Here is a 20,372-nt window from a genome sequence, read left to right on the forward strand (position 1 = left end):
CGATAGATAATTAGGAAAATTTACCTTAAATTCAGGGATTTCTGGTCATTAAACTAATAATTGGGGAAATCCTCCCTATAATTTAGCTAATTTAGTGGAAAATAAAGAACTTACCCCGTTTTTTAGGGAGAAAATCCCTAATTCTGTTCATTTACAGAGAATATAGGTTATTTTCAGGGTGTTTTTCCCTAATAACTCTGTAGCTCACACCGCAAAAAGCTCAAATACACTTTATCTACGGATTTCATCCGCTAACAGCGTTTAGAAGTCCAAATATTCTACTGCTCTCATGTAAAATCCACCTGCTTGTCCAACGTAATCTCAGTCATTAATGGTCTTAACATTTGCTCGCTCCCGGGTACCAGCGAAAACTCTACACCCTCCAGATGCTCCGGCAGCGTTGGGGCGACCAAGAATTGCATTTGTGTATGCGCTCCACCTCCATGACCACCATGCGGCTGCACTTCATATTCATTCTCACCCGCCACTTCAAGCGTTAAAGCCGTTCGAAGATGAATATGTCCTACAGCTTCTTTTAAATATTTGATTTCCACAGTAACTATGCTGAAGGCTTCATACTGCATAGCATGCGTAAGTATATATTCACATTCTTCAACGACCGTCCGCTTTACAATCGGAAGCACTCCCAGCAATAAACCAGGCTCTTCCCAATATTGTCTTCTGGGTACAGTTTCATTCATAAGGTGCAAATGCTGCACAATCTGAGTAGTGTTCATCTTGAATCTAGTTACCCATTCCTCAAGTAGCTTACTATCAGGGGATAATCGTTTCTTGCCTGTTATAGCTTTACGTTCCTGAATCAGACTCAAAATCTGCTCATCAATCTTTTTAACCTCATCATTATATTCGTTGGCGAATCCTCTAATTGGCATTCTGCTCCAGTTCATTTAACGCCCTCCTCTTATTACTAATTTAAATCCATTAATTGTAAGGGTACATCCTTTCGATTGATTTGTAAAATATTTGAAATATCATAATCTTGCCGATAGGTAAAAAACAAGCGACCATCAGCTTTACGCTGTAAGGTCGCCCGCTTTTTAATTCAGAGTTACTCTCCTACTCATATAAGTTCCGGATCTCCACGCCCTGAGGCAGCTTAAACGGATTCTCCTTGTTAATTCGGTCATAGAACATAATCCCATCGAGATGGTCTATTTCATGCTGGATGATGATAGCTTGGTAGCCCTTAAATTTAAGGACAACCTCCTTGCCTTCCAGATCATAACCCTTCACCTTCACGGTTTCATACCGAGGTACAAAGCCATGCACGGGACGATCAACGGACAGACAGCCCTCGCTTTCTGGTAAGTACACCATAGACAAGGAGTGGCTTATGATCTTAGGGTTAACCCAAGCATGCTCTACAGCCCGCCCTCTCTCGTCTGTAAGATACATCGCGAACATACGCTTCTCCAGTCCGATTTGATTCGCCGACAGACCTACGCCAGAGCGCAGCTTATATTCTTCGGAAATCTCCGGGTCCTGACTGTTCTTCAGAAATTGAAGCATACATTGCAAAGCCTCACGATCTTCCGCCTGTAATGGAAGCTCCACTGGTTGTGCTACGGTACGAAGCACGGGATGACCCTCCCGCACTATATCATCCATGGTGATGATATATTCAGCATTATATTTTGAACTAGACAATATTCCATCCACCTTTTCCTTACGGGCTTAATTTAATTTCTTATGATGTATAGTATGCAGCTTTATGGATTTATGAAAGCAGTTCGCAGTTTGCTGCTGTAATTAACATCGAATCCAAGTCCTGTGGCTAAAGCGGCAAGGGGTAAGTAGGTTTTGTCCTCCTTGCCTACCTTTTGCAGAAAAGCTGGAGTATCAATAGCCACGTTCTCTCCATTCACCTTAATAAATTTCGAGCCAATGGTGATCACAACGGTTCTTCCGCCATACACGATGGTAGCGCTGGAGGTTTTGTTATCCCACTTCCCGCTTGCGCCCACGGCATTTAGAATATCTTTTAGCGCCAAAAAGTTCTGCCCATTTTTAAGGATAGGCTTATTGGGTGTATTCAACTCCACGCCCTTCACTACAATCGACATCGGTACCGATGCAGTAGCCATTGTAGCTACAGTAGGAACACGATACTCTCCCCATTGTAACTCCGCGAAAACCTTAGCAATAGTCTCATATCCAAGCTGCGTTGGGTGAAAATCAGTTTGCCCTGCTCCAATAATATGTGTCAGCGAGCCTTCTACCCCGGCAAACTTTGCCGCAACATGAGCTACAAGCACCTTCGCTCCCTCTTGGTTCACGCTTGCAGCTACACTATCCGCTGCTTCCGTAAATTTGCCCGCTGCCGTCATTAATCTGTTGTACATTTGACCAAGCGCAACCTTAGGGGCAGGTTGATATTGATCGGCCAGTATAATCGTCGTTTGCGGACTTACCGCACGAATATTCTCCAGCACTGCCTTCACATTTGTTTGATAATCCGCTAGCCGCTGGTCCAGCTGTGTTTGGAAATCCGCATCCGTCAGCTCCTTGAACTGCAAGAACAGACTGCTTACATCATTCCCACCAATCGTAATGGTAATCAGATCAGCTTCCTTAAGCTCTGCTGCGATCTGCGGAGTTAGCTTCACGAACTGCTCTATTCGTGGATCTGGGAGACCTGCCTGAACTCCTTCTGCAGTAATCACTGAACCATCCTTGATTGCTCCTGTGTAATTACGTAATCCGGCCGTAGTCAGCCCTAGGATACCATAATTAGTAAGTGCACTTCTGCCATGATACCAGCCCTGCTCAAGCAATCTCTCCGCATAGCCGTATGGCTTAGTATTCACGTCCGTCATTCCTGGCTCGTAGCCAGCAGTAATGGAATCACCTAGAGCTACGATGCGAAAGACATCTTGCCCAGAGTCTTGTATTGCAGTCGTGTCAGCCGCATTTGCCGTGCCTGCTCCTACGCTAATCAGCGCAGATAACAAAAGCAGGCTGCTTATGCCAGCTGCCCAAATTTTTTTCCAATTGCCTAGCATCGTATCCCTCCCAAATTGTTCTAATTCCATTCTACCATCCCAGGGTAGCAACGCAAAAGAGCGGCCTCCTATATTCAGGAAACCGCCCCTCGCAAATCACTGGCTATTATTTGTCTGAATCTTCATCTGACTCTAACTTCTGCCCTGCACGCTCCAGATATTTATCATAACGGTCATCCAGCTCATATCCAATCTTACGATAACGCAATGTTTCTTCCACAATAGGATCGAGCGTAGTCTGAATACGAATTTCATATTTAGGTGAGATTTCCCGGATTTCTTTAGCCGTTCGATCGCCTTGTTCCATCTCACCATCTACCAACATTTCGCTCAGCTTGCGTTCCAAATCATCCTTCTCACTCATGCTGTATCGTCCTCCCTAAAGCTTATATCCTGTTGCTTCAGCATTCTTCAGTGACGAAACCAAATATTCGTGAATGTGGCCATTACTTGCTACTACATGGCGTGTACCAATATCATATGAACGTCCTAGGGTATCCGTAATCTTGCCTCCTGATTCAAGTACAAGCAGTACTCCTGCTGCACAGTCCCAAGGGCTTAAGCCCACTTCCCAATAGCCATCTACCCGGCCTGCCGCCACATAAGCTAGATGTAGAGCAGCCGCGCCTCCGGCACGAATACCACGAATTTGCGGAAGAATACTTTGCAGTCCGGCCATATTCACAGGTTGTGCAAACTCACGATCCGGCGGAAAGCCCATAGCGATCAAGCTGTCCCCAAAATCAGTCTCCGTAGAAACCGAGGTAGGAACACCGTGCATGTAAGCTCCCTTTCCTTTTTCAGCGACGAACATTTCATCACGAGTCGGATCATAAATAACGCCTACAGTTAGTTCACCGCGAATCACCAATGCTATGGAGACACAGTAAAAAGGAAATCCGTGTACGAAATTAGTCGTACCATCTACAGGATCTACAATCCACAAATATTCATGCTCACGAGCTTCTTCCAATGCAGCGGTAGCCGCTGCTGCTCCCGGGGAAACCCCTTCTTCCCCGAGAATGGCATGGTCGGGAAAATGTGTCAGGATCAGCCTGCGAATCATTTGCTCAACGCCTTTATCAACTTCCGTAACCAGATCTTGTGCTGAAGTCTTTGTATTCAGCTCCTTCACGAGACCCTGTCTGCTCTTTATCCATTCTCCTGCTTTGGCAGCCGCATTAATGGCCACCGCCGTATGTCCCTTGCTTGTTACTACATAGGGTTCACGTTCATTCTTACCCTCTGGATTTAAAGGACTCATATCTTCACTCCACTTTCTTGAACATAATCGCCAATGGCTTTAATTCTAAAGCAATCCTATTCACAATACCGTGCAATACGTCAAAACGTTCCCCAAGTTCCCAAAGTTCCGCCAAAAGAGGACCCAATTCTCACCTGCGAGCATAAATGCCCTAGGTCCATATAAAGACGATAAGCGATTAAAGTTTCATTCAACGTACCCTATTTCAAGTTACATATCAAGTCATGATAGGACCCGTATTCGGGACCTATCTCCTTATTTTCATTGTTTAAGGTTCAATATTCACGCTTGCCCCATTTAATAAGGAAATTCCGTTACCAGCCTCAGCCAGCTCCTTCATAGCCTCCATCAATCCAAATAACGCGCCATCTTTTAGTTTCGCCTCAATCATAACATCGACAGCAGGTGTATCTGCGGCAATACGTTTCAGAAAAGCCAGCAAAGGCGCAGGTTCCACGCCATCCGCATGGCTGCGCGGATCAGACGGGCTGCGCGGACTGGATACATGAATCTTAGGCGGCAAAAGCTCTCCAGAAGGAACGTCCTTCTGTGCTAGCTCGCTTCGCCATGTCTGCAAAATGTCAGGCCACAGCTCCCAAGGGAGCTCTCCTTCATTATTCACCCATTGGTGGTGAATATCCAGCACCATCGGTAATCCTACGCTCTGACTGACTGCCAGTGTCTCCGGAGCTGTAAATGTCTTATCGTCATTCTCCAGCGTTATACGCTCCTGCAGCGCTGCCGGCAGCGCGCGGAAATGCTCCTCGAATCGCTTCGCCGCTACAGGCTTGTCCCCATAAGCTCCGCCAATATGGATATTGTTCTTCGCCATGGCAGGAAGCCCCATAGCAACCAGCATGTCCACATGGTACTGCAAATCCCGTACGGAGTTTATCAGCACCTCCGGACGGGGTGTACTAAGTACTGTAAAGTGATCGGGATGAAAAGAAACACGCAGCCCGTGCTTTTTCACATATTGGCCCACTTCCGCAAATTCCTCGGCGAGCGCCGCAAACGGATTCCAGTCCTGCAAATCCGGATGCGTCGCCAAAGGAATGATTTTGGAAGTGAGGCGGTACACCATGATGTCCGAAGCCACATTATGCTTCATCAACCGCAGCGTATTATGCAGATTCATTCTAGCGATGTTCTCCAAACGCCGAAGTGCCGCTTCACGGTCATCCAGCTTCTTAAAAGAGGCCATCGTCATTGTCTTAGATGGGGAGCAGTCTTTGATAACGGTGGACATCGCTACATATCCGAAGCGGACAATCATCCCTGTGCTCCAAAAAACATTTCCTCAGCCAAAGCCGTCTGCACTCTAGACTCTTCTTCATTCAGCTTACGCACAAGCTCCATCTCTACCGCGGTAACCTCATGCCCTTGAAAATTAATCTCAGCAATCGAGGCTGAAATTTTGACAATGGCTACAGCTACGTTCTCAGGGGTGTAAGCAATAACCTTTTGGCCCGTTGGATACACACGAAAGCCTTGTTTCACCATTTTGGTGCGCCCATATTCCAGCAGCTCGTACAGCTCTTGTTCACTCTTGAATTTGCAGACGGAGTTGAATTCTGTTTGAAAACCCATGTTTCTTCTCTCCTTCCAGTCGGGATATTCCCGCTATAGCTTCTATTACTCGTTGTCGTACTTAAGACCTTGTTTAAAATTATAGCGCTCCAAGGCTAACTCAATCATTCGGTCTAACAGAGCTCTATAAGATACACCCGTCTCACGCCACAATAGCGGATACATGCTGTAAGGAGTGAAACCAGGCATCGTGTTCACTTCGTTAATTAGAATTTTACCATCCGATTTTCGCAAGAAGAAGTCTGCCCGGGTAATTCCACTGCCCTCAATCGCTCGAAAAGCAACTATCGCGGACTCCCGCAAACGATCGGCCACTTCAGAATCCACTGGTGCAGGAATCATCATTTGCGATTTGCCGTCCGTATATTTGGCTGCGTAATCATAATATTCACCAGAAGAAACGATTTCACCCGGAACAGAGGCTTCTGGTTCATCATTTCCAAGCACGCCAACCTCTACCTCACGCGCATCCACAAACTCCTCAATAATAACTTTGGTATCATAGCGGAAAGCAAAATCAATGGCTTTTACAAGACTATCCTTATCGGCAGCCTTAGAAATACCTACACTTGAGCCTAGATTGGCAGGCTTCACGAATACCGGATACCCCAGTTTATCCTCTACACCAACAATCAACTCATGACGTTTTCTTTTCCAAGCGCTGATGTTGAAATAACAAAACTCGCATTGATCCAGACCGGCATCAGCGAACAGCTTCTTCATGACCACCTTATCCATACCTGCCGAAGAGGCAAGAACACCAGCACCGATGTAAGGAATATTCGCCATTTCGAACAACCCTTGAATCGTTCCGTCCTCGCCATACGTGCCGTGCAGCAGCGGGAACATTACGTCCACTGTTTTGTCCGCACCGGATAATCCACTAAATACCACGTTCAGGGCTGTGCCCATATCTTCGGTCGCTTCTGCAAGCTTGAGCTGCTCCACTTGGCTGTAAGGCGCTGATAACTTCTCTCCAACCTTCCACAATCCCTGTTTTGAAATGTAAAAAGGTATAATCTCATATTTATCATAATCAAATGAGTTCATCACGGCAAAAGCCGTCTGTAGCGATACCTCATGTTCTCCTGATTTGCCCCCGTACACCAGCCCTACGGTTAGTTTTGTGTTCCCCATTCCCTTAACCTCTTTCTGTACTATAAGTAGTCGTTAATATGAAAAAAACGGTATTTCGTTTGATCAGTCCATGCGTAGGAATCACGATAATCCCAATACCGATGACGGCTGCTAACGGTACGTGCATTCACAAGCGGCATACCTCCTGCATCAAAAGCTGTGACGATTGTGCTGTGCTGATACTGCCCGTTGCCATCCCAGTCATATTGAATGATATCGCCCAGCATCAATTGCTCCGGCCGCTCCATGACTTCCGCACGCAAGCCACTGCTCCGACTTCCGCTCAAATAGCGTTGCAGACTGTCTGAAACAGCCCAGCTATAGCTCCACCATTCTTGTTTACCTTGGTAACCTTTGTACCACCAGCCCGTTTCTCTTTTACCAGTATAGTTGATAGGTGCTCCCCCTGCAAAGAGACATTGGGAGACATAATTTGTGCAATCCACCTCGAAGGTTTCGAACTCCGGATTGCCGTCTTTCCACCAGCGGTCGGCATACGCCACAGCTTCTTCACGGTTATAACGAACCTCTCTTGAACCTGCAATTTCTCCGAGAACATTCCGGTTAAGCAGGGGCTGTGATGGCAGCGGTGCCGGCAAAGCCTCTCCCCATTTGGATAGTCTGCCCGATAGCTCTACCTCTGCCCGATGAACCGTATTTCTTTCAGGAACACTTCGTTCCACACCAGCAATCTCCCAGCCCCCACCGTCCCGTACAAAGGTCAGCCGCTCCAGCTCGATAATATCCTCGCGGTGGTTAACGCCGCCTTTTTCATAATAAAGCGCACTATGCAGTGTAACCTCTGCTACTACCTCGGTCGGAGTCTGCCGGACGATCCGCAAAGTCTTAACCCCTGTCTCTCCGCGCAAAGGAGTTATCCCACGTTCTTTATACCACTCAGCAAGACGTCTTGAACGCTCCCCTTGTTCTACCAGGAAACGCGGATCCTTAACGGACACGGAAACGGTATGCGATGATGACTTAGGCTCCACCCTGGCCTTATTCACTTGATCAACATATACATAAAGACTTTGCTTCCACTGTTGTTCCATTATACTCGCGCCCCTTCTTTCCCTTTTAACTGCTGTTTTATGTATATGAAAGGAAACAGGCCGCTATACAGATCGGTTGAATAGTTAAGGATGTTTCAGGCAAAAACTCTAACCCCAAGTCCGACATCTCAATCCAACATCGACAACGAGGACCCTATCACCTAATGACTGAGGAAGAGAAATTCAGTGTGTATTTCGCCTAATAATTAAGTAAAACCAAGGATTCCGGTGAATTCTTTCGAATTATCTCCTTTAAATGGCTCTTTTTGAGGTAAAAAGAATATCCCGAAACGATACAATATAACAACGGAAGGGTAGCTTGGCATTCTCTCAGGCATAATTCGGGCTTTAGATGTAGGAAAAAAAACTTTACTCCCCACTTTGTAACCGTTATAATTAAGCTAGAAGCAATTTGAAATTGGGTTTCATTAGACGAAACAAGGAGGCGCATATATGCCAAGCAAGGATCATTTTTCATTGGCTCGGACCCTGGAATCAGGCGGCAAATCTTATCGCTATTATGATCTGAAGTCCCTTGAGGAACAAGGATTGGGCTCTATTTCTTCCCTGCCTTTTTCGATCAAAGTCCTATTAGAGGCTGCTGTTCGTCAGTTTGACGGACGGGCAATTACTGAAGAACATGTGAAACAACTGGCCGATTGGTCAGGTGACATTGACCGTAATAAAGAAATTCCATTTATCCCTGCTCGTATCGTGCTTCAGGATTTCACCGGAGTTCCGGTAGTCGTGGATCTCGCAGCTATGCGTGATACTGTAAAAAAAGCCGGAGGAGATCCTAAACAGATCAATCCGCTTGTCCCGGTTGACCTTGTAATTGACCACTCTGTCATGGTTGATGCTTTCGGTACAGCAGACGCCTTGGAATACAATATGAACGTTGAGTTCGAACGCAACGAGGAGCGTTACCGTTTCCTTCGTTGGGCACAGACAGCTTTTAACAACTTCCGTGCAGTTCCACCAGCAACAGGTATCGTGCACCAAGTAAATCTAGAGTATTTAGCTTCCGTTGCCACTACTAAAACTATCGATGGTGAAACTGTCGTTTATCCAGATTCCCTTGTAGGAACGGACTCCCATACCACGATGATCAATGGTCTGGGTGTTGTGGGCTGGGGTGTAGGCGGTATTGAGGCTGAAGCAGGAATGCTTGGACAACCGCTCTATTTTGTTACACCTGATGTAGTGGGCTTCAAGCTTACAGGCAGCCTTATCGAAGGGGCTACAGCCACAGATTTGGCATTGACAGTAACTGAAATGTTGCGTAAAAAGGGCGTAGTCGGCAAATTCGTCGAATTCTACGGACCTGGCCTTGCTAACATCAGTCTGGCTGACCGGGCAACTGTTGCCAACATGGCGCCAGAATACGGAGCAACTATCGGTTTCTTCCCTGTAGATGACGAGACACTCGCTTATCTTCGCAGTACGGGTCGTCCGGATGATCTGGTGGCGTTGGTTGAATCTTATTACAAAGCACAAGGGATGTTCCGTACCTCGGATACGCCAGACCCTGAGTTCAGCGATGTGATTGAGCTTGACTTAGCTTCTGTCGTTCCTAGCTTGGCTGGACCAAAACGTCCGCAAGACCGGATCGAACTTACGCATATGAAGGAAAATTTCGAAGGCATTATCCGTACACCTGTAGACAAAGGCGGTTATGGTCTCAGCGATGAGAAAATCGCTCAAGTCGTAGAAGTACAGCACAAAAACGATACTACTAGCAAGCTCAGCACAGGTGCAGTCGTAATCGCAGCTATTACTAGCTGTACGAATACTTCCAACCCAAGCGTTATGCTTGGAGCAGGTCTTTTGGCGAAAAAAGCTGTGGAACGTGGTCTGACCAAACCAGCTTACGTTAAGAGCAGCTTGACTCCAGGATCCTTGGTGGTTACTGAATACCTGCAAAAAGCAGACTTGCTGAAACCACTCGAAGCACTGGGCTTCTACTTGGCTGGTTATGGCTGTGCCACTTGTATCGGTAACTCCGGTCCATTGCCTGAAGAAGTTAGTCAAGCCATTACTGACAATGACATGACCGTAGCCGCAGTCATCTCCGGTAACCGGAACTTTGAAGGCCGCGTACATGCTCAGGTAAAAGCAAACTACTTGGCTTCACCGCCGCTCGTAGTTGCTTACGCACTGGCTGGTACAGTAAATATCGATTTGCAGACTGAGCCACTTGGATTTGATCCACAAGGTGAGCCAGTATTCCTGAAAGATATCTGGCCAACCACTGCTGAAATTCGTGAAGCGATTGGTCTCTCCCTTAGTCCGGAGATGTTCCGTAGCAAATACGAAAATGTATTCACCGCTAACGAACGTTGGAATTCGATTCCTGTTCCGCAAGGCGAGCTGTATGAGTGGGATGATAATTCCACGTACATCCAGAATCCGCCATTCTTCGAACATCTGGCAGACGGTCTGGGAGACATTAAGGATATCAAAGATGCACGCGTTCTAGCGCTGCTTGCTGATTCCGTGACAACCGACCATATCTCACCAGCGGGTAATATCTCTACCTCTGGTCCTGCTGGCGAATATTTGCGCGATCATGGTGTAGAACGTGCAGACTTCAACTCCTACGGCTCACGCCGCGGAAACCACGAAGTCATGATGCGCGGTACTTTCGCTAACATTCGGATTCGTAACGCAGTAGCTCCTGGTACAGAAGGCGGCGTTACTACCTTCTTGCCAAGCGACGAAGTTATGTCCATCTATGATGCTTCCATGCTCTATCAGGACGCTGGACAAAATCTGATCGTCATCGCTGGTAAGGAGTACGGTACAGGAAGCTCACGTGACTGGGCAGCTAAGGGTACGCTTCTGCTTGGCGTTAAAGCAGTTATCGCTGAGAGCTTTGAGCGGATTCACCGCAGCAATCTGGTCGGTATGGGTGTACTCCCACTTCAATTCCAAGAAGGCCACGGCTGGAGCAGCTTGGGACTGACAGGACGCGAGACCTTCAACATTACTGGTCTCGATAACAACGTGGCACCAAGTCAAGAGCTAACTGTCACGGCTACCCGTGAAGACGGCACACAATTCGATTTCCCTGTCATTGTAAGACTCGACAGCACAGTCGATATTGATTACTATCGCAACGGCGGTATCCTGCAGACTGTTCTTCGCCAGATGCTGGCAGATGCTACAGACTCTTCCGCGGTGTCGGTAGAATAGATTTAAAGTAACTTAAAAAGGGACTGTTTCACGGCCATGAGTGGCTGTGAGCAGTCCCTTTTTTATGGGGTGGTTCCAGCAGCCAATTTGTGGCGGATGGGGTGCCCCTGACTTTGTCTTTGGGATCTTCACCATTGCTGCGTGAACCTCAGGAGACATTTAGGATTCTGCGCGATCGGACTCAGATAACTCTATTCGCTCGATTATCCGATTTTTGGCCTGCGATCGGACTCCATAGTCGCTATTGGCATAAAAAACACGCTAAAGGTGCTCATTTTGGTCGAATAGCTGCACTAGGGTCCGAAACTACGACAAAATGGCTTTAAATTCGCAAATAGCGTCTTCTGAGTCCGCACACCTCCGGGGACGCTTAGGATTCGCCGCTATCGGACCCAGATGACCCTATACGCTCGATTATCCAAATTTTGGCGTGGGATCGGACTCCATAGTCGCTATTGGCATGAAAAACATACTAAAGGTTCCCGTTTTGGTCGAATAGCTGCATTGGGGTCCGAAACTCTGCCAAACTGGCTTTAAATTCGCAAATAGCGTCCCCTGAGTCCGCACGCCCCAGGGGACGCCGAGGTTTCCATGCTATCGGACTCAGATGACTCTATTCGCTCGAATATCCAATTTTTGGCGTGTGATCGGACTCCATAGTCGCTATTGGCATGAAAAACACGCTGAATGAGCCCATTTTTGCTTAATAGCTGCACTGGAGTCCGAAACTACGACAAAATGGCTGTAAATTCGCAAATAGCGTCCCCTGAGTCCGCACGTCTCAGGGGACGCTTAGGATTCCGCGCTATCGGACTCAGATGACCCTATACCTCGATTATCCGACTTTTGGCGTGCGATCGGACTCCATAGTCGCTATTGGCATAAAAAACACGCTAAAGGAGCTCTTCTGGGTCGAATAGCTGCACTGGGGTCCGAAACTACGACAAACTGGCTGTAAATTCGCAAATAGCGTCCCCTGAGTCCGCACGTCTCAAGGGACGCTTAGGAATCCGCGCTATCGGACTCAGATGACCCTATACGCTCGATTATCCGACTTTTGGTGTGCGATCGGACTCCATAGTCGCTATTGGCATAAAAAACACGCTAATGGAGCTCTTTTGGGTCGAATAGCTGCACTGGGGTCCGAAACTCTGCCCAAAAGGCTTTAAATGGGCAAATAGCGTCTTCTGAGTCCGGAATCCTCAGGGAAGATCTAAATAACAACCCGAGATTACTTGTGTACGAGTTATGAGATACGTGGGTTCGTGGGTTCGTGGGTTTCTGTGTTCCTGGGTTCGGTGAGTTCGTGGGTTTCTGCGTTCCTGGGTTCATGAGTTCGTGGGTTTCTGCGTTCCTGAGTTCGAGGGTTTCTGCGTTCCTAGGTTCCTGGGTTCGTGCATTCGTGGATTCTAGCCTCCCCTCTCTCTGTCGCTCTGCCTTTCCGCCTATCTAGACTATGGGTTCTAACACTCCAGACTCAGCATTACGAGTTACTGAGGCTTCCAAAGGAACGTATATTCACTGAAGCTCACCAAACCAACGCAAGGTGGGGGAGCCATTAGCCAGCCGTCAGTTAGCTGTTGATTACCCATCAGTTAGCCGTCAGTCACCCATCAATTATCCATCAGTCACCCATCAGGCCATCAATTACCCTCAGTTACCCATCAGTTATCTATCAGCCAGCCCTCAGTTACCATCAGGCCTTCAGTTACCCGTCAGTCCCCCATCATTCACTCATCAGGCATCAGTTTTCAGCCACTTACCCACAATCGGCTAAGCATCTCTCCCCAAAAAACAGCAAAGCAGCGATCCTCCAGTAACGGAGAGATCGCTGCTTTGCTGTTTAACAAGGTATGTCTCAGCCAGCGAATTAAGGAATCATCATGCCCATTTCACTAGCCGCTTCCTTCAGTACCGCGGCATATTCCACTAGCGTATCCCTGGATAGGCGACTTACTGGGCCGGACAGTGATAACGCCGCAATCACATTTCCACTGCGGCCCGTAACAGGCACCGCCACCGCGGCCGCGCCGGGCTCGCGTTCCTCGAAACTGGTGGCATATCCGAGCCGGATAATGTCATTAAGCTGCTCTTGATAGACATCCTTCTCAACGTAGTCCGGCCATCCTGAACTCTCCAGCAATTCTTTCAGCACCTCTGGAGGAGCATAAGCTGCCAACACTTTGCTTGATGCGCCTACAGATAAAGGCAATCTCGCACCAATCTGCGCCACTCGCCGGATGGCCTGCTGGCTCTGAACCGCCTGAATCCGCACACGTTCTATGCCGTCGCGTAAGTATAAACTAACGGTCTCCCCTAGCCGATCCCGCAGCCGTTCCATTGACGGCAATAATACCGCTGCCGACTCATCAAAAGCAGGCAAATGCGTAGACAATTCCCAAATTCGTATACCCAGGCTGTATTTCTCAGTGGCCGGATTACGAATGAGGAAGCCCTTTTCCTCCAAGGTTGCCAGCAGCCGATGGACGGTACTTTTATGTAAATCAATCTTTGAAGCGATCTCCGTCAACCCTAAATCTCTGTCCTGGGTAAAACAAAGCAATATATCAAGCGCACGCTCTACCGCACGCACTGTAAGCTTTCGGTCCTCCATGACAATCTCCCCCTCGTGTTTCATCAAATGAAACTCGGTTACATTATAACTAACTCTATCTTAGTGCAAAACTCTATGGAAAGTCCAGTATATTCACTCCGCTGGAGTTGTGCCAAAAATGTGCCGGAAAAGGTTGGGCCGCACTTTACAGTTACATTACAAAAGCGTCTAATTCATTGACTTTGTAAGGGCTTTTTCATACGATTAACATATTAAATTATCTACTGATGCTTTAGAATCATTTTTACAAATTCTTCTAGGCACTAGTACTCACATCATTCTTAGGAGGGGACCATATGGATCTGGCAACTCGCCAAACCGGCACAACCGTCTCCCGTCGACCTAAACTACCTAAACAAGGCAGTTCGTCCCGGCTATCGCTGCGGATGATTCGTGTGAAGCATATTATCGTTGCACTGCTATTATCTATTTTTTTCTTTTTAGCCTTCTGCTTTGTCTCACTTCATGGCTATATCGCCTGGGTATTATCTAATCCAACGGTCGCACCTCTGTATTCCAATCCCATGCAGGCCAAAGGTCTCGCATACGAGGATGTGACGTTTCCAGCTAAAGATGGAAGTCGGATGATGAGCGGCTGGTATATTCCCTCCGAAGGGGCTACCAAAACTATCGTGTTCAGCCATGGCTATGGCGCCAACCGGGAAGAATCTTGGGTACCTATGTACGATCTTGCTCACTATGCACACAGTCTGAATTTCAATGTCGTGATGTTTGATTACGGCTTTGCTGCCCAAGGCAACAAGGATATTGCAACCGGAGGTAAAAAAGAATCCCAGCAGCTGCTAGGCGCTATTGATTTTGCTAAGGAACGTGGAGCTGAGGAGTTAGTTGTATGGGGCTTCTCCATGGGAGCAGGCACAGCACTGCAAACAGGATTAGTATCAGAGGACATTGATGCGATGATTCTGGACAGCACCTTTTTGTTAGAGCCAGATACGCTGTATCATAATATTAAGCAAAATATTGATCTGCCCCGCCAGCCTTCCCTGGCGATTATGGAAATGCTGTTCCCAGTTCTGAACGGTACGGGGCTGAATCAAATTCCTTATGCGAAGGTCAAATCCGAAGATTATCCTTTCCCTATTCTACTCATGCATGGAACCGAAGATGATAAAGCTCCTTATCCTATTGCCGAAAAGCTGGCCGCAAACCAAAGCAATCCGTTCTCAGATTCCTGGGTCGTAGAGGGCAGCCATCATGAATTGCTGTTCCGTGAGCACCCGCGTGAGTATTTGCGGCGAGTCTCTGCTTTTTTAGGAAATGTTCAACTAGCCAAAACCTACAATGGCAATCAGCCGGCGATGGCAAGTAACTAGTTAAGCACTACAATCCGCCTCTGTCCCCTGATGGGTCAGCTGCTTCAACCATTTACCACGGCGAAAACGCACGTAACCTATAACCAATCGAACAGCCTCTTCCAGGGACAGAAAGAAGTATACCCAGGGAAGAGGCTGTTTCCATCCCCATGACAACAGTAGCCCTAGAGGCACCCCAAGCAACCAAGTTGTGGAGGCTTCCATAATAAAGACGAATTTACTATCGCCACCACTCTGCAGGATCCCTCCCGCAATCATCATATTGCCCACCTTTATCCATAAAAAAAGAGCAAAAAAGCAGATAACGGAAGTGGCCATTCGGCGTTCTTCCAATGTTAAGTTAAAGGCTGAGACGTAGAGCGGGGCAAGAACAGCAATAAGCACACCAAGCAGCAATGAAATCCCTACTCCTATTCGAACAAAAAAACGAGCATACTGAAAAGCACCTGCATTATTATTCTCTCCCAGCTTATGTCCGACCATAATGCCAGCTGCACCAGAAAGCCCTGCCAGAAGCCCAATCGTCAACCCCTGCAGCGGAAAGGTCACTGTCATAGCGGTCATCTCTGCTGTGCCCATACGGCTATATATAACGGAATAACAAGCCTCCCCTAAGACCCAAACCAATTCCGTTAAAACAATAGGCGCTATCGTTCTTAAAAAAGGTATGCACAGCGCTTTCGAAAACGAACTGAGTTCCTTAATACCTCCGGCACCCGGCAGCTTTCCACGATATACGGCTCCGATAATCAAGGCACTTTCGACTATACGTGAGATTAACGTTGCATATGCCGCACCTGCAAGTCCAAGCTCTGGAAATCCCCAATGCCCAAAAATAAGCGCATAGTTTAAAATAATATTCATTCCTACAGCAGCTATGCTAACAATCATTGGATACTTTACATGTCCTGAACTTCGTAGAACCGCCGAATAGAGCATCGTCAACATCGTTGGAATATAACTGAGGGCAACGATTTTCAGAAAAATGTACCCATTCTCCAACACTTCTTTATCCGTTGTAAAAATAGACAGACATAGCCGAGGGTTGAAAAAAACAAATATCGTAAATGAACCCGACAAGATCAGGCCAATTCCAAGACTTAATCCCAGTAGTGGTGTGATGCTCTTTCGGTCTTTACTCCCCCAATATTGAGCCGCGTATATAGCAAGACCCGTAGCAAGACCCGCCAGTACCACTGAAATCACGCTATAGATTTTACTAGCCATCCCAACCGAAGCGATCGCTACACCCCCAAGCTGCCCTACCATCAATTGATCTACTAAATACAGCACCGCCATGACTAGACTTTGGAGGGATATCGGTACCGCTAATTTTAACAGCTGATTATAAAATTGCTTCTTCTCAAGCTTGTTCATACCCTCATCTCATTTCTCAAAGTTTTTCTACTACCCCATAGGATTTCATTAATCGGTCCACACGACAAAAAAAGGTACACCCTCCTTTTCGCGAGGTTGTACCTTTCGGTATCATTGCCTTTATTTTCCTGTATTATTTCACCATATCAAACGGTTGTCAACGATATTATTATCGCGTTCTTATGCTCTTCATAAGCTATCATGAGCACACATATAATGGACTGATGAAGACATATCACGGGAGGTTTTCTTGGAATGTTATATGTATACGGGCCGATGCTGCCAGTACGTATTTTAGAAGAAATCGTATTCTGGAAAACACAAGAGAAAGAGCATACCGAGGTTATCAAAGCAATCGTACCTAACCTGGAGGAACCCTATGTTAAACTGCTGGATGAATGGGCAGTGGTCTTCGGTGCCACAGAGATGGCCGCTCAGCAGTTATTGAATTCTGCCCTCTCTGCTTCTCCACCAAGTCAGGCTGAACTCACTGCGGAAACAGAAAAGCTGCTGCATATCTCCTGTACCCAATCCCAAGAATTTGTTCGGCAGCTTTTTGCCATTATGGAAAGTAGCGCAGCCGTCAAAGCCGTCCCCCTTGCAACCACTGTGATCCTGCATATTATTCGCGAATCAGAGTATTTCCTTGCCGTACTGCACACTCTGAGCTCGCCCGGACAGCTCACGCAAATTATGAGAGATTATACAGCAGCCGACTATGTCGTAAGAACAGAAGAGGACAATGTCACGCGGAATGAGGGACTTATTCCTTCTACAGATACTATCCTTGATATTCGTGAAATGAGTGCTGTGCCAATTGGCGGGCATACGCTGCCTCCATTGCCTTATGCTTATAATGCGCTGGAACCATACATCGATGAGAAAACCATGCGGATTCATCACGATAAACACCATCAAAGTTATGTAGATGGACTAAATAAAGCGGAGAACAAGCTAGCTGAGGCTCGCAAGAAAGGAGATTTCGATCTCGTTAAGCATTGGGAGCGGGAGCTAGCCTTTAATGGGGCAGGCCACTATCTCCATACAATCTTCTGGAACGTAATGTCTCCACAAGGTGGCGGGCGTCCAACTGGAGCCTTACTGGAAGCCATTGAACAAAGCTTCGGCAGCTATGACAGCTTCAAGAAACAGTTCACAGAAGCTGCGAATAAGGTTGAAGGTGGCGGCTGGGCTATTCTCGTCTGGAGTCCACGCAGTCATAGACTGGAGATTTTGACTGCGGAGAAACATCAGAACCTGTCACAATGGGACGTGGTTCCGTTACTGGCTCTGGATGTATGGGAGCATGCCTATTACCTTAAACATCAGAATAATCGGGCCGATTATATTGAGGATTGGTGGAAGGTCGTTAACTGGCCTTACGTCTCAGAACGTTATGCTGCTGCCAGTAAACTGGCCTGGAAGCCTTTTTGATATTATTTCAATTCACAGTGAACATCACTCTTATTCCCACACCCTGACCAAAAAGGACCCATCATTCACATTACGTGAACGATGGGTCCTTCCAATTTCGAGGTATGCACCCCGATATTTATTCCTTAATCAAGCTTAGAAACTCCGCACGAGCGGCGGCATCCTCACGGAAGACCCCTCTAGTAGCCATAGTTACCGTTTTGCTGCCTGGCTTCTTCACTCCGCGTGCACACATACACAGATGTTCTCCCTCCACAACAACCATAACACCGTGGGGGCCTAGCACCTCCGTCATAATATCAGCAATTTGCGCCGTAATGCGTTCTTGAACCTGTAGACGCCGGCTTACTGCTTCAACAAGCCGAGCTAATTTGCTGAGTCCAGCAATACGTCCGCTCGGAATGTATCCTATATGCACTTTACCAAAGAAAGGAGCCATGTGGTGTTCACATTGGCTGTAATAGACGATATCCTTAACGATCACTAGCTCTTCATGAGACTCATCAAAAGTAACGCCGAGCGCCTCGCGGGGATCTATCGAATAACCGCCGAATATCTCCTCGTACATCCGCGTAACACGTGCCGGTGTTTCCAGCAGTCCCTCGCGGCCGGTATCTTCACCGATTAATTCTAATATTTTCTCAACGTGATACTCGATTTGCTCACGGTTCTCTGCAACTTTACCGTTCACATATTCCTTGATGTTCCCCATGATGTCTCCCCCTTCCGCACCCGTATACATGTTATCCGGACCCGGTTACTTACTTCTACGTTTATTCCCTTTAGCTGCTCCTGGGCGCGCACCTGGCTGTCCCTGAGTCTTCATCATTTGCTGGGCACGCTGCATTTGCTTCCCGTTCAGGTTATAACCCATTTGCTTTGCAACCTTTTGCAGCATTTCAGGATCATTCTGCATGTTTGTCATTTGTTTGCGCAGATAATATACACCGATGAAAAAACCACCGATGAGACCTACGACCAATGTAATAATAGGTAATGCGATACTCATCTAAAGCCCACCTCTACACTCTATTGTCTGCATCGCCATATGGCACGCGAATCTATCATAGCATTTCGGGAACTGGACAGCAATTGGCAATATGCAACCTGTCTATGAACTTTTTCCTCCATTAATATCGCTGTCCTCCCGTGCCTTCTTCCCAGTAAGGAGCACATCCTGCGCCCGGCTTAGCATTTCCCTCACCGTGCTATCCTCCTCGCGCTCTAAACCCGCTTCTACAGCCGCTAGAGCCTCATCACCGCCAATACGTCCAAGCGCCCAAGCAGCAGTGCCCCGCATCTCCGGCCGCGGCTCTTTCAGAACAATCTCTGATAGCTTTGGCACAGCCCCGGCTTCCTTAAAATTGCCTAGGGCAATGATCGCATTTCGCTGCATCGGCTTTTTGCCTCTCCAGGCTGCTGAGCTATTGCCGAATTTCTCTTTGAACTCACGATTGCTAAGATCAAGGATCGGCAGCAGCAGCGGCTTCACAATTTCAGGATCAGGTTGCATCTGAGGGCGATGATTCCAGTTCTTACCTCTATTCTTGGGACATACAATCTGGCAAGTATCACAGCCGTATAGACGATTGCCGATCTTGGTCATATACTCCTCGCTGAGGAACCCTTTAGTCTGCGTCAAAAAAGAAATACAAGCCTGTGCGTTAAGCTGACCCGGACCCACCAGCGCTCCGGTCGGACAAGCATCAATACACTTGGTACACTCCCCGCAGCCTTCTTCAACAGGTTCATCCGGAGCAAAAGGAATGTTCGTAACCATTTCCCCAAGATAAATCCAAGATCCCCATTTGGGCGAGATGATAGAACAGTTTTTGCCGCTGAAGCCTATTCCCGCTCTTTCCGCTACCGCTCTATCTACTAGAACACCAGTGTCCACCATACTTTCCAGCACAGCCTCTGGTACACGCTCGTGAATAAATTCCTCTAGCTTACTTAAGGCTTCCCTCAGCACATGGTGATAATCCCTGCCCCAAGATGCCCGGGCGAGGATGCCTCTACGTGCACCCGGCTCAGATTTAGGAGGGTTCTCCATTTTAGAAGGGTAAGCCACTGCAATCGAAATAATAGATAACGGCTTGTCTCCAGAAGACAATGCTGGAACTGTCCTTTTATCCAGATCGGGTTCCTCGAAGCCAGATTCATATCCTTTGTCCCGGTGGTCTTGCAGTATATTTTTTAAATATAAAAAAGGTTCTGCTGTTGTAAACCCGATATCATCAATACCGAGTGATGTCGCAGCCTCCTGAATCTCTGCTTTAAGCTGTGCCCACTCGGAAGGCGGGGGAGCATACGATGACTGAAATGTATTGGTCATTTCCGCCTTCTCCT

Annotated in this window: 16 protein-coding genes and 1 pseudogene; 3 read left to right on the forward strand and 14 right to left on the reverse strand. The window is 47.4% G+C overall.

Annotated features, from left to right (window positions below; genetic code table 11):
* Positions 1-287: 287 nt before the first annotated feature.
* From MKY63_RS07345 to MKY63_RS07385, 9 genes are all read right to left on the reverse strand, one after another.
* The gene (locus MKY63_RS07345) at positions 288-908 is read right to left on the reverse strand and encodes a hypothetical protein (protein ID WP_036679860.1); all 621 of its coding nucleotides are present in this window, start codon (positions 906-908) and stop codon (positions 288-290) included.
* A gap of 169 nt (positions 909-1,077) precedes the next feature.
* The gene (def, locus tag MKY63_RS07350; RefSeq protein WP_036679906.1) at positions 1,078-1,629 is read right to left on the reverse strand and encodes a peptide deformylase; all 552 of its coding nucleotides are present in this window, start codon (positions 1,627-1,629) and stop codon (positions 1,078-1,080) included.
* A 101-nt stretch (positions 1,630-1,730) separates the two neighbouring features.
* Positions 1,731-3,053, reverse strand: coding sequence for a stalk domain-containing protein (locus tag MKY63_RS07355; RefSeq protein ID WP_248549057.1), 1,323 nt, complete (start codon positions 3,051-3,053; stop codon positions 1,731-1,733).
* A 76-nt stretch (positions 3,054-3,129) separates the two neighbouring features.
* Positions 3,130-3,387 carry a hypothetical protein gene (locus tag MKY63_RS07360; protein ID WP_036679858.1) on the reverse strand — a complete coding sequence of 86 codons (258 nt, stop codon included), beginning with the start codon at positions 3,385-3,387 and terminating at the stop codon, positions 3,130-3,132.
* Positions 3,388-3,402: 15 nt separating this feature from the next.
* Positions 3,403-4,287, reverse strand: a complete 885-nt coding sequence (locus tag MKY63_RS07365) for an inositol monophosphatase family protein (protein ID WP_036679857.1) — start codon at positions 4,285-4,287, stop codon at positions 3,403-3,405.
* Between the two features lie 268 nt (positions 4,288-4,555).
* Entirely contained in the window at positions 4,556-5,563 is a 1,008-nt protein-coding gene (uvsE, locus tag MKY63_RS07370; RefSeq protein ID WP_036679855.1) for a UV DNA damage repair endonuclease UvsE, read from the reverse strand.
* A complete protein-coding gene (locus MKY63_RS07375; RefSeq protein ID WP_036679853.1) occupies positions 5,560-5,877 on the reverse strand; it encodes a hypothetical protein in 318 nt (105 codons plus the stop codon). Before MKY63_RS07375 ends, uvsE begins: the two co-directional genes overlap by 4 nt.
* Before the next feature lie 45 nt (positions 5,878-5,922).
* Positions 5,923-7,014 (reverse strand): D-alanine--D-alanine ligase, encoded by a 1,092-nt coding sequence (locus MKY63_RS07380; protein ID WP_339812288.1) that lies wholly within the window; start codon positions 7,012-7,014, stop codon positions 5,923-5,925.
* A gap of 20 nt (positions 7,015-7,034) precedes the next feature.
* Entirely contained in the window at positions 7,035-8,069 is a 1,035-nt protein-coding gene (locus tag MKY63_RS07385) for an amidase domain-containing protein (RefSeq protein WP_339813464.1), read from the reverse strand.
* A 450-nt stretch (positions 8,070-8,519) separates the two neighbouring features.
* Here MKY63_RS07385 and acnA point away from each other — a divergent pair, with 450 nt between their 5' ends.
* Complete coding sequence (gene acnA / locus MKY63_RS07390) at positions 8,520-11,261, forward strand: aconitate hydratase AcnA (RefSeq protein ID WP_339812290.1); 2,742 nt, start codon at positions 8,520-8,522, stop codon at positions 11,259-11,261.
* A 1,870-nt stretch (positions 11,262-13,131) separates the two neighbouring features.
* Here the strand turns inward: acnA and MKY63_RS07395 are convergent.
* The gene (locus MKY63_RS07395) at positions 13,132-13,875 is read right to left on the reverse strand and encodes an IclR family transcriptional regulator (protein WP_036676839.1); all 744 of its coding nucleotides are present in this window, start codon (positions 13,873-13,875) and stop codon (positions 13,132-13,134) included.
* A gap of 296 nt (positions 13,876-14,171) precedes the next feature.
* On the opposite strand from MKY63_RS07395, the gene MKY63_RS07400 reads away from it, so the two are divergent.
* Positions 14,172-15,212 (forward strand): alpha/beta hydrolase, encoded by a 1,041-nt coding sequence (locus MKY63_RS07400; RefSeq protein ID WP_139329954.1) that lies wholly within the window; start codon positions 14,172-14,174, stop codon positions 15,210-15,212.
* On the opposite strand, the gene MKY63_RS07405 is transcribed toward MKY63_RS07400, so the two are convergent.
* Positions 15,213-16,589, reverse strand: a complete 1,377-nt coding sequence (locus tag MKY63_RS07405) for an MATE family efflux transporter (protein WP_339812292.1) — start codon at positions 16,587-16,589, stop codon at positions 15,213-15,215.
* A 255-nt stretch (positions 16,590-16,844) separates the two neighbouring features.
* Here MKY63_RS07405 and MKY63_RS07410 point away from each other — a divergent pair, with 255 nt between their 5' ends.
* Positions 16,845-18,023 carry a Fe-Mn family superoxide dismutase gene (locus tag MKY63_RS07410; protein ID WP_076138416.1) on the forward strand — a complete coding sequence of 393 codons (1,179 nt, stop codon included), beginning with the start codon at positions 16,845-16,847 and terminating at the stop codon, positions 18,021-18,023.
* A 118-nt stretch (positions 18,024-18,141) separates the two neighbouring features.
* Here the strand turns inward: MKY63_RS07410 and folE are convergent, their stop codons facing one another.
* From folE to queG, 3 genes and pseudogenes are all read right to left on the reverse strand, one after another.
* Positions 18,142-18,735 carry a GTP cyclohydrolase I FolE gene (folE, locus tag MKY63_RS07415; RefSeq protein WP_036676830.1) on the reverse strand — a complete coding sequence of 198 codons (594 nt, stop codon included), beginning with the start codon at positions 18,733-18,735 and terminating at the stop codon, positions 18,142-18,144.
* Between the two features lie 45 nt (positions 18,736-18,780).
* Positions 18,781-19,032, reverse strand: coding sequence for a YneF family protein (locus MKY63_RS07420; RefSeq protein WP_036676828.1), 252 nt, complete (start codon positions 19,030-19,032; stop codon positions 18,781-18,783).
* A gap of 171 nt (positions 19,033-19,203) precedes the next feature.
* Positions 19,204-20,358, reverse strand: a pseudogene (gene queG, locus MKY63_RS07425) (tRNA epoxyqueuosine(34) reductase QueG); the annotation flags it as partial.
* Positions 20,359-20,372: the final 14 nt, after the last annotated feature.

The sequence above is a fragment of the Paenibacillus sp. FSL R7-0189 genome, from assembly GCF_037969925.1.
Classification (GTDB): Bacteria; Bacillota; Bacilli; order Paenibacillales; family Paenibacillaceae; genus Paenibacillus_AQ; species Paenibacillus_AQ odorifer.